The sequence below is a fragment of the Pseudoxanthomonas sp. UC19_8 genome (assembly GCF_042700505.1).
In the GTDB taxonomy this organism is placed as follows: domain Bacteria; phylum Pseudomonadota; class Gammaproteobacteria; order Xanthomonadales; family Xanthomonadaceae; genus Pseudoxanthomonas_A; species Pseudoxanthomonas_A winnipegensis.
Genome location: NZ_CP170559.1, coordinates 3,936,431 through 3,952,003 on the forward strand (window position 1 = coordinate 3,936,431; position 15,573 = coordinate 3,952,003).

The 15,573-nt window shown below is 71.3% G+C and carries 13 protein-coding genes; 4 read left to right on the forward strand and 9 right to left on the reverse strand.

Translation table 11 applies throughout. The annotated features are described in order from the left end of the window. Positions 1 to 158: 158 nt before the first annotated feature. Both ACFJIT_RS17315 and ACFJIT_RS17320 read left to right on the forward strand, forming a co-directional pair. Positions 159 to 3,605, forward strand: a complete 3,447-nt coding sequence (locus tag ACFJIT_RS17315) for a PAS domain-containing hybrid sensor histidine kinase/response regulator (protein WP_340649214.1) — start codon at positions 159 to 161, stop codon at positions 3,603 to 3,605. An 88-nt stretch (positions 3,606 to 3,693) separates the two neighbouring features. After that, positions 3,694 to 4,335, forward strand: coding sequence for an exopolysaccharide biosynthesis protein (locus tag ACFJIT_RS17320; RefSeq protein ID WP_379654406.1), 642 nt, complete (start codon positions 3,694 to 3,696; stop codon positions 4,333 to 4,335). Positions 4,336 to 5,056: 721 nt separating this feature from the next. Here the strand turns inward: ACFJIT_RS17320 and aroE are convergent. The 5 genes from aroE to ACFJIT_RS17345 all read right to left on the reverse strand — a co-directional run bounded on the left by aroE (position 5,057) and on the right by ACFJIT_RS17345 (position 8,544). Then, on the reverse strand, positions 5,057 to 5,896 hold the full coding sequence (aroE, locus tag ACFJIT_RS17325) for a shikimate dehydrogenase (protein ID WP_379654407.1): 840 nt from the start codon (positions 5,894 to 5,896) through the stop codon (positions 5,057 to 5,059). 48 nt (positions 5,897 to 5,944) lie between these two features. Beyond that, positions 5,945 to 6,280 carry a hypothetical protein gene (locus ACFJIT_RS17330; RefSeq protein WP_379654408.1) on the reverse strand — a complete coding sequence of 112 codons (336 nt, stop codon included), beginning with the start codon at positions 6,278 to 6,280 and terminating at the stop codon, positions 5,945 to 5,947. A gap of 16 nt (positions 6,281 to 6,296) precedes the next feature. After that, entirely contained in the window at positions 6,297 to 7,289 is a 993-nt protein-coding gene (gene hemB / locus ACFJIT_RS17335) for a porphobilinogen synthase (protein ID WP_379654409.1), read from the reverse strand. 74 nt (positions 7,290 to 7,363) lie between these two features. Beyond that, positions 7,364 to 7,552, reverse strand: a complete 189-nt coding sequence (locus ACFJIT_RS17340) for a bestrophin family ion channel (RefSeq protein WP_130520872.1) — start codon at positions 7,550 to 7,552, stop codon at positions 7,364 to 7,366. Positions 7,553 to 7,626: 74 nt separating this feature from the next. Next, positions 7,627 to 8,544, reverse strand: coding sequence for a bestrophin family protein (locus ACFJIT_RS17345; RefSeq protein WP_379654410.1), 918 nt, complete (start codon positions 8,542 to 8,544; stop codon positions 7,627 to 7,629). 146 nt (positions 8,545 to 8,690) lie between these two features. Between ACFJIT_RS17345 and ACFJIT_RS17350 the strand changes: the two genes are divergently transcribed. Further along, positions 8,691 to 9,143 (forward strand): hypothetical protein, encoded by a 453-nt coding sequence (locus ACFJIT_RS17350; RefSeq protein ID WP_379654411.1) that lies wholly within the window; start codon positions 8,691 to 8,693, stop codon positions 9,141 to 9,143. A 9-nt stretch (positions 9,144 to 9,152) separates the two neighbouring features. Here ACFJIT_RS17350 and ACFJIT_RS17355 read toward each other — a convergent pair whose 3' ends face one another. From ACFJIT_RS17355 to ACFJIT_RS17370, 4 genes are all read right to left on the reverse strand, one after another. Further along, positions 9,153 to 9,512, reverse strand: coding sequence for a VOC family protein (locus tag ACFJIT_RS17355; protein WP_379655797.1), 360 nt, complete (start codon positions 9,510 to 9,512; stop codon positions 9,153 to 9,155). A 5-nt stretch (positions 9,513 to 9,517) separates the two neighbouring features. Beyond that, entirely contained in the window at positions 9,518 to 11,305 is a 1,788-nt protein-coding gene (locus ACFJIT_RS17360) for a DUF885 domain-containing protein (protein WP_379655798.1), read from the reverse strand. A gap of 287 nt (positions 11,306 to 11,592) precedes the next feature. Continuing rightward, a complete protein-coding gene (locus ACFJIT_RS17365) occupies positions 11,593 to 13,821 on the reverse strand; it encodes a DPP IV N-terminal domain-containing protein (RefSeq protein WP_379654412.1) in 2,229 nt (742 codons plus the stop codon). 253 nt (positions 13,822 to 14,074) lie between these two features. Then, a complete protein-coding gene (locus ACFJIT_RS17370; RefSeq protein ID WP_379654413.1) occupies positions 14,075 to 14,761 on the reverse strand; it encodes a glutathione S-transferase N-terminal domain-containing protein in 687 nt (228 codons plus the stop codon). Between the two features lie 112 nt (positions 14,762 to 14,873). Here ACFJIT_RS17370 and ACFJIT_RS17375 point away from each other — a divergent pair, with 112 nt between their 5' ends. After that, positions 14,874 to 15,494 (forward strand): TIGR00645 family protein, encoded by a 621-nt coding sequence (locus tag ACFJIT_RS17375; protein ID WP_130520748.1) that lies wholly within the window; start codon positions 14,874 to 14,876, stop codon positions 15,492 to 15,494. The last annotated feature ends 79 nt before the right edge of the window (positions 15,495 to 15,573 follow it).

A 15,573-nucleotide genomic window follows, 5' to 3' on the forward strand; every position in this document is an offset into this window, starting at 1 on the left:
GGAGCAAGCTCCGCTCTACAGGTTGGTGTGTGGGGAAGGCCCCCAGCGGAGCAAGCTCCGCTCTACCACGGGAACGACGGTAGGGGCTTTACCGGCGGCTCTCAGTACACTGGCCGCCGGGCGCGCCGTCCGCGCGCCGCACATCCTTAAGGAACACGATGATCTCAGGCTGGGTCCTGTTGGGGATTTCCGTCGCCTACGCCGCGGTGCTGTTCGGCGTGGCGTGGCTGGGGGACCGCTATCGGCTGTATCCCAACCTGCGCTGGCTGCGCCCGGTGATCTATTCGGCGGCGCTGGCGGTGTACTGCTCGTCGTGGACCTTCTACGGCGCGGTGGGCACGGCGGTGCGCCACGGCCTGAGCTATCTGCCGATCTACCTGGGCCCGCTGCTGCTGATGGTGTTCGCCTGGCGCATCATCGAGCGGCTGGCGCTGCTGGCGCGCAGCCACAACATCGTCTCCATCGCCGACTTCATCTCCTCGCGCTACGGGCGCTCGCGCCGGCTGGCCGCGCTGGTGACGCTGATCGCGCTGTTCGGCGTCATCCCCTACCTGGCCCTGCAGTACAAGGCCGTGGCGATGAGCCTGGGCGTGCTGACCGGGCACAACCCGGAGACCACCGGCTTCTTCCACGATCCGGCGCTGTACGTGGCGCTGCTGATGGCGCTGTTCGCCGCGCTGTTCGGCACCCGCCAGGTCGATGCCACCGAACACCACCACGGCATGATGGCCGCCCTGGCGCTGGAGTCGGTGGTCAAGCTGGTGGCGCTGGTGGCCGTGGGCCTGGTGTCCTGGCACTGGCTGAGCGTGCGCGACCATCCGCTGGGCGAGGCGGCGCGCACGCTGTTTGAGAGCCAGCCGCCGGCCGGCTTCCTCACCCAGACCCTGCTGGGCTTCCTGGCCATCCTGTGCCTGCCGCGCCAGTTCCAGGTGGCGGTGGTCGAATGCGGCGACGTGGGCGATGTGCGCCGCGCGCGCTGGATGTTCGGCGCCTACCTGGTGATCATCTCGCTGATGGTGGTGCCCATCGCCACCGCCGGGGTGGAGCTGTTCGGCGGGCACGGCGCCCAGGCCGGCGACACCTTCGTGCTGGCCCTGCCGCTGGCCATCGGCCAGGACAAGCTGGCCATGGCCGCCTACATCGGCGGCTTCTCGGCCGCCACCGGCATGGTGATCGTGGCCAGCATCGCGCTGGCGACCATGATCAGCAACGACCTGGTCATGCCGATCCTGCTGCGCCGCGGCTGGGGCGAGCGCCACGACGCGGCCGACGTGGCCACGCGCGTGCTGTGGGTGCGCCGGGTCACCATCCTGGTGCTGGCGCTGTGCGCCTATGCCTACCACCGCGGCAGCAACGGCGACAGCACGCTGGCCAGCTACGGCCTGATCGCCTTCGCCGCGGTGGCGCAGTTCGCCCCGGCGCTGATCGGCGGGCTGTACTGGCGCGGGGCCAGCAAGCGCGGCGTGGAGCTGGGCATGGCGGCGGGCTTCGCGGTGTGGGGCTATACGCTGCTGCTGCCGACGCTGTCGGCCTCGGGCTGGCTGGGGCCGGAGTGGCTGGAGACCGGGCCGTTCGGCATCGCCTGGCTCAAGCCGCAGCAGCTGTTCAACCTGAGCGGCTGGGACCCGCTCACCCACGGCACGTTCTGGTCGCTGCTGCTCAACACCGGCACGATGATGCTGGTCTCGGCGCGCTGGCGGCCCTCGCTGGACGAGCGCCTGCGCATCGTGCCGTTCCTGGACCCGTACGCGCAGCGGCGCGCGCTGATCGCCAGCGAGTGGCCGGGCAACGTGCGCGTGGCCGACCTGATGTCGCTGGCCCAGCGCGTGGTGGGCGAACGCCACGCCTCGCGCGCCTTCGCCGAGCAGGCGCGCGAGCTGGGCCGCGAGCTCAAGCTCGACGCCAACGCCGACCGCGCCTGGGTGCAGTTCACCGAACGCCTGCTGGCCTCGGCCATCGGCGCGGCCTCGGCGCGGCTGGTGCTGACCAGCGTGCTGCGCGGCTCGGGCATGGAGCTGGGCGAGGTGGTGGCGGTGCTGGACGAGGCGGGCCAGGAGCTGCGCTTCAACCGCGAGATCCTCTCCTCCACGCTGGAGAACATCAGCTCGGGCGTGAGCGTGGTCGACCCGGAGATGCGCCTGGTGGCCTGGAACCGCCGCTACCAGACCATGTTCGGCTATCCCGAGGGCATGCTCTACGTCGGCCGCCCGGTCGCCGACCTGATCCGCTACAACGCCGAGCGCGGCGAGCTGGGCGAGGGCGATGTCGAGGAGCAGATCGCCAAGCGCATCGGCTACATGCGCGCCGGCAGCCCGCACGTGTTCGAACGCACGCGCAGCGACGGCCAGGTGATCGAGATGCGCGGTCAGCCGCTGCCCGGCGGCGGCTACGTCACCAGTTACAACGACGTCACCGAGTTCAAGCGCGTCGAGCTGGCGCTGCTCGAAGCCAACGAGAACCTCGAACAGCGCGTGGCCCAGCGCAGCGAGGAGGCCGAGTCGGCGCAGCAGTCCAAGTCGCGCTTCCTGGCGGCCATCAGCCACGACGTGCTGCAGCCGCTCAACGCCGCGCGGCTGTTCACCTCGGCCCTGCGCGAGAGCGGCGGCGACGCGGCCGAACAGGTGCGCCTGGCCGAGCGCGTGGACGCCTCGCTGCGCGCGGCCGAGGAGCTGCTCGACGGCCTGCTGGACGTCTCGCGCATGGACCACAACCGCCTGCGCGCCGAGCTGACCGACTTCGACGCCGCCGAGGTCATGCGCGAGCTGGCCGCGCAGTACGCCCCGGTGGCCGCCGGTCGCGGCCTGCAGCTGCGCGTGCACGTGCGCGACCGCGCCCCGGTGCGCAGCGATCGCCGCCTGCTGCGCCGGGTGCTGCAGAACTTCATCGCCAACGCGCTGCGCTACACCCGCTCGGGCCGGATCGTGCTGGGCATGCGCGGCCGCGGCGCGCAGCTGGAGCTGCAGGTGTGGGACACCGGCCCGGGCATCCCGCCGCAGCACATGCGCCAGATCTTCGACGAGTTCCAGCGCTACCAGCAGCCCTTCGACTGGGGCGAGCAGGGCCTGGGGCTGGGCCTGTCGATCTGCCAGCGCATCTCGCGCGTGCTGGACGCGCCGCTGGACGCGCGCAGCAACGTCGGCAAGGGCAGCATGTTCTCGATCACCGTGCCGCGCGCGGCCAGCATCAGCGCCCGCCCGGCCGTGCCGCGGCGCATGCCGGCCAGCGACTCGCTGACCGGGCTCAAGGTGCTGTGCGTGGACAACGACCAGGAGATCTTGGATGGCATGCGCGTGCTGCTGGGCCGCTGGGGCGTGAACGTGGTCACCGCCGCCACCGTCGATGCGGCGCTGGAGCGTGTGGTGGCCGAGGCGCCGGCGGTGATGCTGGTGGACTACCACCTGCACGACCGCCTGGAAGGCCTGGACACGCTGGATGCGCTGCGCGCCGCCAGCCCGGGCCCGATCGCGGGCGCGCTGCTGACCGCCGATGGCCGCGACGAGCTCAAGGCCGAGGCGCGCGAGCGCGGCTATCGGCTGCTGACCAAGCCGGTCAAGCCGGCCTCGCTGCGCGCGTTCCTGGCCGCGCACGGCGCCGCCGCGCGCTGAATCGCGCCCGCCCGCGGGGGCGCCGGCTGACAGCGCCGACATGCGCGGCCGGGCTAGGCTCCCGGTCCTGAGCCGTTTCGGATCCCGCATGCGCGCCGCGCCCGACCCCTCCACCACCGCGCTGGGCGACCAGCTGCAACAGGCCATCGACCAGCTGCCGCCGGACCAGCTCAGCCTGGACGCCCTGCTCGACCAGTTCGGGCCGCAGGGCCTGCTGCTGCTGACCGCGCTGCTGACGCTGGTGTTCCTGATCCCGGTGTCGATTCCCGGAGTGAGCACGGTGTTCGGCGCCGGCATCCTGCTGGTCGGCCTGTGCCGCCTGCTGCGCCGCCCGCTGTGGCTGCCGGCACGGCTGCGCGAACGCCAGCTGCCTTCGGACCGGCTGCGCAGCGCGCTGGGCCGCGGCATGGTCTGGGTCGGGCGGCTGCAGAAGATCAGCCGCCCGCACCGGCTGCCCGCCCTGGTCGATTCGCGCCCGGCCGAGACGGTCAACGACGCCGGCCTGGTGCTGGGCGCGCTGCTGCTGATGGCGCCGTTCGGCTTCGTGCCCTTCTCCAACACCTTGCCGGCGCTGGCGATCCTGCTGCTGGCGATCGGCCTGATGCAGCGCGACGGCGTCGCGGCGCTGCTGGGCCATCTGATGAATCTGGCCAGCATCGTCTACTTCGGCGTGCTGATCGGGGGCGGCGGCCTCGCCTTGCGGGAGGCGTTGCAACGTTTGATGGCCTAGCTTGCCGTTGCCGTTGCCGTTGCCGTTGCCGTTGCCGTTGCCGTTGCCGTTGCCGTTGCCTTTGCAGTTGCAGTTGCATTATCTGTCTGAGCCGTAAAGCACGCCGAGCACCGCAGCGAAGCAGGGCCGAAGAGGCGCCCTGTCTGAGCGAAGCGAGTTTGGGCGCCGTGCCCTGCTTCGCGAGGAGCGCAGGGGACCGACGCGCAGCGTCGGCGTGCGTCCCGGCGAGAAGCGGTTTTGCTTCCTTTTGACAAGACAAAAGGAAGTCGCGCCGCAGGCGCGAAAGCTTTGCACTTGGCGCGCCGCAGGCGCGTTGCTTTCGTCCTACAAGTCCCGGCGCCAGCTCCTGGCAAGTCTTGCTTTAAATTTTCAAGCAAAACTTGAGCACCATGCAGACGCTTCTTAAAGCAAAGCAAAAGCAAAGCTTTCGCACGGCTTCGCCGCGCGAGCTACTTTTGTCTTGTCAAAAGTAGCCAAAACCGCTTCTCGCCGGGACGCGAGCCGCCGCTACGCGGCGGTCCCCTGCGCTTCTCGGAAGTCAGGGCACGTCGCCCAAACTCGCTTCGCTCAAACAGGGCGACTCTTCGGCCCTGACTTCCTGCGATGCTCGGCTCGCTTTACGGCTCAGACAGGTAAAGCAAAAGCAAAAGCTCTTGAGCAACCGCAACCGCAACCGCAACCGCAAAGGCAGCCGCAACCGCAAAGGCGAGCGCTAAGCGGCTCAGGCCGTTGCCGGTTCCGGCGCGCCCTCGCGCAGCAGGGCGTAGACCAGGTCGGTGTCGGGGCGCACGCCGTGCCAGATCTCGAAGCTCTCGGCGGCCTGTTCGACCAGCATGCCCAGGCCATCGACGATGGTGCGCAGGCCCGCGGCGCGGGCCCAGGCCAGGAAGGGGATGGCCACCTCGCCATAGTTGAGGTCCACCGCGCCGGTCATGTCGTTGCACAGGGCGAAGGGCAGCGACAGCGGGGCGCCGGCGTCGCGGCCGGCCGAGGTGGCGTTGATGACCAGTTCGAAGTCGCCGATGCCGGCCAGGTCTTCCCAGTAGCGGGTATGGGCGCGGCCGGGTTCGCCCAGCGCGTCGGCCAGGGCGTCGGCGCGCTCGGGGCTGCGGTTGACGATGACCAGCTCGCGCACGCCGGCCTCCAGCAGGGCCGGGGCCACGCCGCGCGCGGCGCCGCCGGCGCCCAGCAGCAGGGCGCGTCGGCCGCGCAGGTCCAGGCTGTGGCGGCCGGTGAGGTCGCGCACCAGGCCGGCGCCGTCGGTGTTGTCGCCGTACCACTGGCCCTCTTCCAGGCGCAGGGTGTTGACCGCGCCGGCGGTGCGGGCGCGCGCGCTCACGCGCGTGCAGGCGGCGAAGGCGGCCTGCTTGTGCGGCACGGTGACGTTGGCGCCGCGGCCGCCACGGGCGGCGAAGGTGTCCAGGGCGGCGGGCAGCGCGCCCGGCTCGACGTCCAGGCCGACGTATTCCATCGCGATGCCGGTCTGGCGGGCGAAGGCGGCGTGGATCTGCGGGGAGGGCGACTTGGCCACGGACCGGCCAAACAGCGCGTAACGACTCATGCGGGCACTCGGATGGGACGACGAGCGCCTAGTGTCCCATGCCGGGCTTCAGCGCGGCATGGCGCCGGCGGCCGCCCGGGCCGTGCGCAGGAAGCCGACCGCCAGCAGGCTCAGGCCGACCACCGCGATCACGCCCAGGCCCATGTGGATCAGGCCGATCACCACGCCGGCCTGCTGCAGGCTGCCGCCGCCGGCCAGGGTGCGTTGCAGCAGCAGGGTCTGGCCCACGCTCACGCCCAGCGCGCCCACCTGACCGAGCAGCATCAGCGCCGCGCCCCAGCGCACCAGCGCACGGCCAGGCACCCGCGGGGCGATCAGCGCCACCAGCAGCGCGAAGGCGGTGGCGCAGACCAGGGGCAGGCCGAGCAGCGCCTGCAGGGCCATGCCGGCACTCATCGCGTCAGCCGCGCTGGCGCAGCACGCGCGCCGCGTCCAGGGCGAAGTAGGTCAGCACGCCGTCGGCGCCGGCGCGCTTGAAGCCGACCAGCGATTCCATCATCACCGCCTCGCCATCCAGCCAGCCATTGGCCGCGGCGGCCTTGAGCATCGCGTACTCGCCGCTGACCTGATAGACGAAGGTCGGGCGGCGGAAGGTGTCCTTGACCCGGCGCAGCACGTCCAGATACGGCATGCCCGGCTTGACCATCACCATGTCCGCGCCTTCCTCCAGGTCCAGCGCGATCTCGTGCAGCGCCTCGTCCAGGTTGGCCGGGTCCATCTGGTAGGTGAACTTGTTGCCCTTGCCCAGGTTGCCGGCGCTGCCGACCGCGTTGCGGAACGGGCCGTAGAACGCGCTGGCGTACTTGGCCGAGTAGGCCATGATCTTGGTGTGGATGAAGCCTTCGGCTTCCAGCGCGCCGCGGATGGCGCCGATGCGCCCGTCCATCATGTCGCTGGGCGAGAGGATGTCCACGCCGGCGGCCGCATGCGAGAGCGACTGCTTGATCAGCGCCTCGATGGTCGCCTCGTTGAGGATGTAGCCGGTCTCGTCGATCAGCCCGTCCTGGCCATGCGTGGTGTACGGGTCCAGCGCCTGGTCGGTCATCACGCCCAGTTCGGGGAAACGGCTTTTGAGCGCGCGGATCGCGCGCTGGATGATGCCTTGCTCGTCCCAGGCCACGCGGCCGTCGTCGGTCTTGGCGGCCGGGTCGGGCACGCCGAACAGGTCCAGCACCGGCACGCCCAGCTCCAGCGCCTGCTCGCCCACGCGCAGCAGCTCGTCGATCGACAGGCGCTCCACGCCGGGCATCGACGGCACCGGGATGCGGCCCTCGCCCTCGTGGACGAACACCGGCAGGATCAGGTCGTTGGTGGTCAGGGTGTGCTCGCGCATCAGGCGGCGCGAGAAATCGTCGCGGCGCATGCGGCGCGGACGGTGGGCGGGGTAGGCCATACGGGAAGAACTCCAGCGTCAACCCGACAAGGATACGCCCCCGCGCCGCGCGGACCGGCGCGGCGTTGGCGCGATCAGGTCAGGACGAAGCGTTGCGGCTGCAGCGGCGCCGGCAGCGCGGTCTCGCCCAGCGCCGCGCGCAGCTCGATCTCCACGGTGCGGGTCAGCGCGTCCAGCGGCAGGTCGTTGTCGGCGCGGCCGAAGGGGTCCTCCAGCTGGTCGCCCAGCGCGTCCAGGCCGAACATCGCATAGGCCATCAGCATCGACAGCAGCGGCGTGGCCCAGCCTGGGGCCTGCCCTCCACTCCCGAGTAGGCCGCGTTGGCGCTGCAAGGCCGTCAGGTTTGCGTCGCGTGGCGCAGGCTTGAATGGCCGTCAGGCCAAGCCGCGCGGCGCGAAGATGGCGGCCTTGCAGCGCCAACCCGAAGGGCCGCCCTTGCGCGCACCCGGGACTGCGTCATTGCTCGGTCGTGGACGGACGTCCACTCCCTCCCGCTTCCTTGCCCCGGGCACGCGCAAGGGCGGCGCGGCCTACTCGGGAGTGGAGGGCAGGCCCTATCGCCGGCCAGGCCGAACGGCAGCAGCGTGCAGAACAGCAGCGCGGTGCGATGCAGCAGCAGCGTGTAGGCGAACGGCAGCGGCGTGCCGTGGATGCGTTCGCACGCGGCCTGCACCTCGCCCAGGCCGGCGACGGGCGCGGCCAGGCTCGGATACAGCAGCGGATGGACCTGCTGGTCGTGCAGGGCCTGGCCCAGCCGGCGGCTCATCCAGCCCAGCACCGCGTCGGTCGGGTTGGGCGCGGCGGCGATGGCGGCGGCCGCCTCGTCCGGCAGCCAGGGCGCGGCCGCGGCCGCCGTCTGGCCGCCGCGCAGGCGGGCGTTGAGCGCATGGGTGAAGCCGATGGCCGCGCGCAGCAGCTCGGTGCGCAGCGTCGGCGCCTGCGCCAGCAGGGCATCGGTCTGCCGCGCCAGCGCGCGGGTGTGCACCAGCAGCGCGCCCCACTGCTTGCGGCCTTCCCACCAGCGTTCGTGGCAGGCGCTGTTGCGGAAGCCCAGGAACAGCGACAGCGCGATGCCGATCAGGGTGAAGGGCGCGACGGTGATCTGCGCGAACACGTGCGGCTGACGCTGGGCGAACCACGACGCCAGGCACGCCACCGCGCCGACGAACAGCAGCCGCGGCGCCACCAGCGGCAGGATCGAGCCGCGCATCAGGTACAGCAGCTGCCAGGTGGTGGGGCGTGGACGCAGGATCATGCGAAGGGGACAGGAAAACCGGACAGGCCATGATCGCCCCGACGCCCGCGCGGCGCCACGCGCCGTCTGGGACGTTGCGGTTCAGCGCGCGGCGTGGATCATGCCGGCCTGGAGGGCCGTCCTCGCCCATAGCCGGAGTTTCGACCATGTCCAAGCGCGCCCTGTTCCTCGCCCCGCTGCTGCTCAGCCTGGCCGCCTGCGCCAGCACCACCAAGGTGATGCTGTCCTCGCCGCGCCCGCCGGTGGACCCGGCCACCGTGCGCGTCTACACCGCCGTGCCGCCCGGCGCGGTGCAGATCGCCCAGCTCGAGGCGCAGAGCGCGGTCGGCTTCGGTACCCAGGGCCAGACCGACGCGGCCATGCGCCGGCTCAAGAACGAGGCCGCCAAGCTCGGCGCCAATGGCGTGGTGCTGATCGGCGCCGGCGCCGGCGGGCGCTCGCCGGTGGGCCTGTCGGTCGGCGGCGGCAGCTATGGCGGCCATGTCGGCGGCGGGATCGGCATCGGCATCCCGACCCAGCAGAAGCAGGCCAACGGCGTGGCGATCTACGTCCCGCCGGGCGCCGAGCGCGCGGCCGAGACGGCGCCCGCCACGCCTTGACCCAAGGCCCTAGCGCGGCAGGTGCGCCAGCACGTTGAGCAGGTGTCCGGCCGGATCGCGCACGAAGAAGCGCCGCACGCCCCAGGGCTCGTCGGTCAGCGGATACTCGACCGGCGCGCCCAGCGCCTGCACCCGCGCATAGGCGCCGGCCATATCGTCCACCTCGATCGACAGCTGCGGCACCGGCGTGCCGCTGCCGCCCTCGCTGGCCAGCGAGACCTGGGGCGTCATGCTCGCCGCGTCGCTGGCCAGGGTCACGATCCAGCCGTGGTCCATCGCCAGCTCCAGGTCGAACACCGCCCGATAGAACGCCGCCAGCCCGGCCGGATCGGGCGTGGCCAGGTTGGCGACCACGCGGCGCACGACCAGCGGCTTCATGGCGCGGCCTTGCCCGCGTAACGCGGCACGAACTGCGTGCGCACCGCCTCGGCCAGCTGGTCGGGCGGCAGCAGTCCCTGGTCGAGCAGGAAGTCGTTGAACGCCTGCCGGTCGAACGCCGGCCCCAGCGCCAGTTCGGTCTGCATGCGCAGTTCGAGGATCCGGCTATAGCCGTAGAAGTAGCTGCCGGCCTGGCCGGGCGCGTTGAAGGTGTAGCGGTCCAGCTCCTGGCGCGCCATTGCCGGCGACAGCCCCACGTCGTGCTCCAGCACCAGGCGCGCGCGCTCGCGGTCGATCAGGCCCAGGTTGAGCATCGGGTCCAGCATCGCGCGCGCCGCGCGCAGCAGGCGGAACTGCAGCGCGATCATCTGCCCCTCGGCCGGCTCGTAGGGCACCATCTCGGCCTCGGCGTACAGCGCCCAGCCCTCGACGTTGACCGAGTTGAACGCGAACAGCGTGCGCGCCAGCGACAGCCCGCGTTCGACCATCGCGGCGAATTGCAGGTCGTGGCCCGGGCGACCCTCGTGCGCGCTCAGCGTCCAGGCCGCGGCGGCGAAGTTGAAATCGTCGTAGCGGCTGCCTGCGTCCTGGCCATCGGCCGACGGGTTGCCGATGGGCAGCACGAACTGGCCCTGCTGGCCGGTGTTGCCCACCAGCGGCGGCGGCAGGTAGTGCGGCGCGGGCGAGGCGGCGCTCTCGGCGGCCGAGCCCAGCCGCATCTGCAGCGGCCGCTTGGGCACGGTGACGATGCGCTCGCGCTTCATGATCGGATCGATCCGGTCGATCACATCGCGGTAGTGCGCCTCCAGTTGGTCGTTGGCGATGGTGCCGCGCTTGAGCGCCCTGATCACCGCGCGGTAGTCGGTGTCGCGCAGCCCCTGCGCCTTGGCCACCTGCGGCGCCAGCTGCTGCATGGCCGCGCGGGTCTCCATGAACTCCACCTGCGCGCGCTGCATCAGCTGCTGCGGATCGATGTCGATGCCGACCTGCTTGAGCTGGAAGGCGTACAGCTGCGGCGGCAGGCGCGTGTCGGTGCGCGCCTTGGGCAGCACGGTGCCGCGGGTCCAGTCGGCGTAGGCCTTGAGCTCGGTGGCCATCCGCGCCAGCGCCGGCTCGGCGCCGGCGATCTTGTATTCGGTGAACAGCTCGCGGATGCCGTCGATGTAGGTGTCCACGTTGGACAGCGCGCGCTCGACCTCGAGCCGGGTCGGCGGCAGCAGCGCCGGATTGGCCAGCTTCTCCTCGTAGCGCTGGCGCGCGAGCGTGGTGAACGGCGTGCTGCCCGGGGTCAGGCCCACGTAGGCCTTGAGCCGGTCCAGCGCCTTGGCCCGGCGCGCGGGCGGCACCTGGTCGGAGAGCAGGTTGTTGATGCCGTTGAACACCGACTGCGGTGCGTCGACCCACGGCAGCAGCAGCGCCTCGTTGAGCTGGCTGCCCTGGAGTTCCATGTCCACCGCGTGCAGCAGGATCTGCAGGTCCTGGCGCACGTTGGCATCGCGCTCGGTCTGCAGCGCGGCCTGGAGCCTGGCGCGCGCCGCGGTCATCGCGGCGCGATAGCGCGCCGGCTGGTTGGGCCCCAGATCGGCGACCCGCGCGTCGTAGGCCGACAGGCCCACCTGGCTCGCCATCTCCGGCATGAAGGCCGCCTGCGCCTCCAGCAGCGCCTCGGCGTAGGTGTTGCTGCGCGCGACCCAGGCCGGCGCGGCCGGCGAGGTGGCCTCGGCCGCCACGCCGGGCAGCGGCGCGCACAGCGCCAGGGCAAGGGCGAGCACCAGCGGCTTGATCATGGACGACACCTGGCAGGCAAGGAGAGTGCGGCGACGCTACGCACTGCTGCGCAGGGAGGCAACTCAAGGCCCCCTCCCTTGCGCGTAGCGCAGGGGAGGGCTGGGGAGGGGTTGGGGCTTTACCGGACAAGCCCCCGAAGCAAGAGCAAAGGCACCACACCCCCTCAGTCGCTAGCCGCGACTTCGAGCTCCCCTTCGCCTTCGGCGCAAGGGAGGGGGCGAAGCGCTTGGAGGCTTTGGCGTGCGTCGCGCGATGGGGAGCGCAGAGCGGTTGGCCGAGGCCGTCAGCCTGCGCTGCCAACCCCCAGCTTGCGCGCGAAGAAGTCTTCCATCATCCGGTAGCGGAACCGCGCGTCGTGTCCGAGCAGGCCGTGCCGGGCGCCGGGGAAGGCCATCAGTTCGAAGGCGGTGCCGCGCGCCTGCAGGGCGCTCATCAGGGCGGTGGCGTTGGAGAACAGCACGTTGTCGTCGGCCATGCCGTGCAGCAGCAACAGCGCGCCCGGGGCGATGCCCGCCGCATGGGTCAGCACGCTGGCCTGGGCGTAGCCGTCGGCGTTGTCGCGCGGATGGCCCATGTAGCGCTCGGTGTAATGGGTGTCGTACAGCGCCCAGTCGACCACCGGGGCGCCGGCCACGCCGCAGGCGAACCGCTGCGGCGCGCGCGCCAGCAGCATCAGCGTCAGGTAGCCGCCGTTGGACCAGCCGTACACGCCGATGCGCGCCGGATCGACCCAGGGCTGCGCGCGCAGCCAGTCCACCGCCGCGCACTGGTCGTCCACCTCGACCGTGCCCTGCCGACCGTACAGCGCACCGCCGAAGGCGCGCCCGCGCCGCGGCGTGCCGCGGTTGTCCACGCTGAAGACCACATAGCCGCGCTGGGCCAGGACCTGGTCCAGCCAGGCATCGCCGCGCGTGGGCCAGCTCTCGGTCACCGTCTGCGCCGCCGGGCCGCCGTAGACATGCACGATCACCGGATGGCGCCGCGCCGGGTCGAAGCCGGGCGGCAGCAGCAGGCTGGTATGCAGCGGCGTGACGCCGTCGGCGGCCAGGCAGGTGCCGAACCGCGGCGGGCGATGCGCGGCGCGGTAGGGCGCATACGGATGGCGGGGATCGTCGAGGTCGTTGGCCAGCAGCGCGGCCAGCGGCGTGCCATCGGCGCGATGCAGGACCAGCTGCGGTGGCGCCGACGGGCTGGACCAGTGATCGACGAATACGCTGGCATCGCGCGCGAAGCGCACCGCATGCACGCCCGCCTCCCGCGTCAGCGCCCGCGGCGCGCCGCCGTCGAAGGACACGGCGAACGCATGGGCCTGCGTCGGCGCCGCCGAGCCGTCGCGCATGCCGGCGCTGAAGTACACCTGCTCGCGCGCCGCATCGACGGCGAGCAGCGCATCGACCGGCCACGCACCGGCGGTCAGCGGCGTGCGCAGCCTGCCGTCCTCCTCGTGCAGCGACAGGTGCAGGAAGCCGCTGCGTTCGGACGCCCACACGAAGCGCCCGTCGGCGAGGAAGTGCAGCGCATCGTGCAGCGGCACCCAGGTCGGGGAGGTCTCGGTGATCAGGGTGCGCTGCGCGTCGGTGCGCAGATCGTGCTCGATCAGGTCCAGGCGCTGCTGGTCGCGCGACTGGCGCTGGAAGGTCAGGCGCTGCGCATCGCGCGCGGTCACCCGCGCCAGATAGAAGTCCGCCTCGTCGCCCAGGTCGATCCAGCGCGGGGCCGCGCCCGAGCGGGGCGCGATCACGCCCAGCCTCACCCGAACATTGGGCTCGCCGGCGGCCGGATAGCGCTGCTCGACCACCACCGTGCGGTCGGCGTGGATCTCGCTGCGCTGCTTGAGCGAAACCTGCGATTCGTCGATGCGCGCGAACGCCAGGGCGCTGTCGTCCGGGGCCCACCAGTAGCCGGTGTGGCGCCCCATCTCCTCGTCGGCGACGAACTCGGCCACGCCGTTGCCGATGACCGCATCGCCGTCGTGGGTCAGCCGGTGCTGCGCGCCGTCGGCCAGGTCCACCACCCACAGGTCGCGTCCGCGGATGAAGCCGACGAAGCCATCGCGCGGCGAGAAGCGCGCATCGGTGGTAAAGCCTTCCTCGCTCCGGGTCAGCGTCCGCACCGCCTGCGCAGGCGCGGCGCGAAGGTCGTAGAGGTAGAGCGCGCCGCCCAGCGGGAACAGCAGCCGCGCGCCGTCCTGCGAGAACTGGTAGTCGACGATGCCGCTGTAGGCGGCGATGCGCTGGCGCTCGCGGCGCGCGGCTTCCTCGGCGCTGAGCCGTTCCCCGCCTGCCGGCAGCACGTGGTCGGCATCGACCAGCAGCCGGTGTTCGCCGGCCGCGACCTCGTAGCACCACAGGTCCAGCCGGTGCCGCGCGCCGTCGCGGCCGCGCAGATAGGCCACGCGCGCGCCGTCGGGCGACAGGGTGGGCTTGAGCAGGCTCGGGCCGCTCAGCGGCGCATCGCCGGTGATGGCGTCGAGGGTGAGTGGCTGCGGGGCGAGGGGAGGAGCGGGCTTCATGTGGACATGATCGTCGATGCCACATGCGGTTGGGGGGTGGGTTGGGAGCCGCCATGGCGGCGCGGGGCTTTACCGGGAAAGCCTCATCGCCGCCCTTGGCGGCTCCCCCCTGTAGAGCGGAGCTTGCTCCGCTGGGGCTTTCCCATGATCCGGCAGAAAAGCAGCGGAGCAAGCTCCGCTCTACAAGGAGGCCGGGGCTTGAACTGACAGACCGTTCTCCCACCGAGCAAGCGGCTTCCACCGCGCGGAAGGTTTACCGCGGGCCGAACATATGCCGGCGCTGTTCCTCGGTCAGCGGTTCGCCCAGGGCGGGATTGACCTGCGGGCCCAGGGCGTAGGCGCGTGCGGTCGCCGGGCGCTGGCTGATGGCGTCGAACCAGCGCGCCACGTTGGGGAAGTCCACCAGGTCCATCTTCTGCTTGGAATGCGGCACGATCCACGGATAGGCCGCCATGTCGGCGATGGAATAGTCCCCGGCGATGAAGTCGCGCCCGTCCAGGCGCTTGTCCAGCACGCCGTACAGGCGCCGGGTCTCGTTGGTGTAGCGGTCCATCGCGTAGGGGATCTTCTCCGGCGCGTACTGGTTGAAGTGGTGGTTCTGGCCGAGCATCGGCCCCAGCCCGCCCACCTGCCAGAACAGCCACTCCAGCGCTTCGATCCGCGCGCGGGGCTCGGTCGGCAGGAAGGCGCCGGTCTTCTCGGCCAGGTACAGCAGGATCGCGCCGGACTCGAACACGCTCTGCGCCGCGCCGCCGTCGGCCGGGGCGTGGTCGACGATGGCCGGCATCTTGTTGTTGGGCGAGATGGCCAGGAACTCGGCGGCGAACTGGTCGCCCTTGCCGATGTCCACCGGCTTGATCGTGTAGTCCAGCCCGGCCTCTTCCAGGAACAGGGTGATCTTGTGCCCGTTGGGCGTGGGCCAGTAGTACAGGTCGATCATCGCGCCGGTTCCTTACAGTGCTGAAAGAAGCCGAGTCTACGGCGCGGCTTCGCTTGGCAGTGTCATGGGCGGCTGGCTACGCTGCCGCGCCCACGAGACGAATCGTTCCGCCATGTCGCCCCAGCCGCCCGCCCGCCTCAACCCCATCGCCGGCCTGATCTTCGCCTCGCGCTGGCTGCAGCTGCCGCTGTACCTGGGGCTGATCCTGGCCCAGTGCGTCTACGTGTTCCTGTTCGGCAAGGAGCTGTGGCACCTGATCCACGAGGCGCCCAGCCTGGGCGAGCAGCAGATCATGCTGATCGTGCTGGGGCTGATCGACGTGGTGATGATCTCCAACCTGCTGGTGATGGTGATCGTGGGCGGCTACGAGACCTTCGTCTCGCGCCTGGGGCTGGAAGGCCATCCCGACCAGCCCGAGTGGCTCAGCCACGTCAACGCCAGCGTGCTCAAGGTCAAGCTGGCGATGGCGATCATCGGCATCTCCTCGATCCACCTGCTCAAGACCTTCATCGCCGCCGGGGCGCTGGGCGGGTTGCCGTTCTGCTCGCCCGAGCTGCTGGCCAGCGCCACCGCGGCCAGCGCGATCGGCACCACCGGCTGCTCCACGCTCACCCCGCAGGGCGTGCTGTGGCAGACCATCATCCACTGTGTCTTCATCCTGTCGGCCATCGGCATCGCTTGGACCGACCGCCTGATGCAGGGCGCGCAATCCGCGCAACGCGCCGCGCACTGAGCGCTCCGGCGCCAGTCGCGCCGGTGACCAACGTTGTCATCGCTTCCTAACGGAACGTAAACGATTCCAGCCCCGCGTG

Bases quoted from the DNA above. Each gene is read 5' to 3' on its own strand.
- ACFJIT_RS17315 (WP_340649214.1), top strand. From the start codon at position 159: ATGATCTCAGGCTGGGTCCTGTTGGGGATTTCCGTCGCCTACGCCGCG.
- ACFJIT_RS17320 (WP_379654406.1), top strand. From the start codon at position 3,694: ATGCGCGCCGCGCCCGACCCCTCCACCACCGCGCTGGGCGACCAGCTG.
- aroE (WP_379654407.1), bottom strand. From the start codon at position 5,896: ATGAGTCGTTACGCGCTGTTTGGCCGGTCCGTGGCCAAGTCGCCCTCC.
- ACFJIT_RS17330 (WP_379654408.1), bottom strand. From the start codon at position 6,280: ATGGCCCTGCAGGCGCTGCTCGGCCTGCCCCTGGTCTGCGCCACCGCC.
- hemB (WP_379654409.1), bottom strand. From the start codon at position 7,289: ATGGCCTACCCCGCCCACCGTCCGCGCCGCATGCGCCGCGACGATTTC.
- ACFJIT_RS17340 (WP_130520872.1), bottom strand. From the start codon at position 7,552: ATGCTGATGGCCTATGCGATGTTCGGCCTGGACGCGCTGGGCGACCAG.
- ACFJIT_RS17345 (WP_379654410.1), bottom strand. From the start codon at position 8,544: ATGATCCTGCGTCCACGCCCCACCACCTGGCAGCTGCTGTACCTGATG.
- ACFJIT_RS17350 (WP_379654411.1), top strand. From the start codon at position 8,691: ATGTCCAAGCGCGCCCTGTTCCTCGCCCCGCTGCTGCTCAGCCTGGCC.
- ACFJIT_RS17365 (WP_379654412.1), bottom strand. From the start codon at position 13,821: ATGAAGCCCGCTCCTCCCCTCGCCCCGCAGCCACTCACCCTCGACGCC.
- ACFJIT_RS17370 (WP_379654413.1), bottom strand. From the start codon at position 14,761: ATGATCGACCTGTACTACTGGCCCACGCCCAACGGGCACAAGATCACC.
- ACFJIT_RS17375 (WP_130520748.1), top strand. From the start codon at position 14,874: ATGTCGCCCCAGCCGCCCGCCCGCCTCAACCCCATCGCCGGCCTGATC.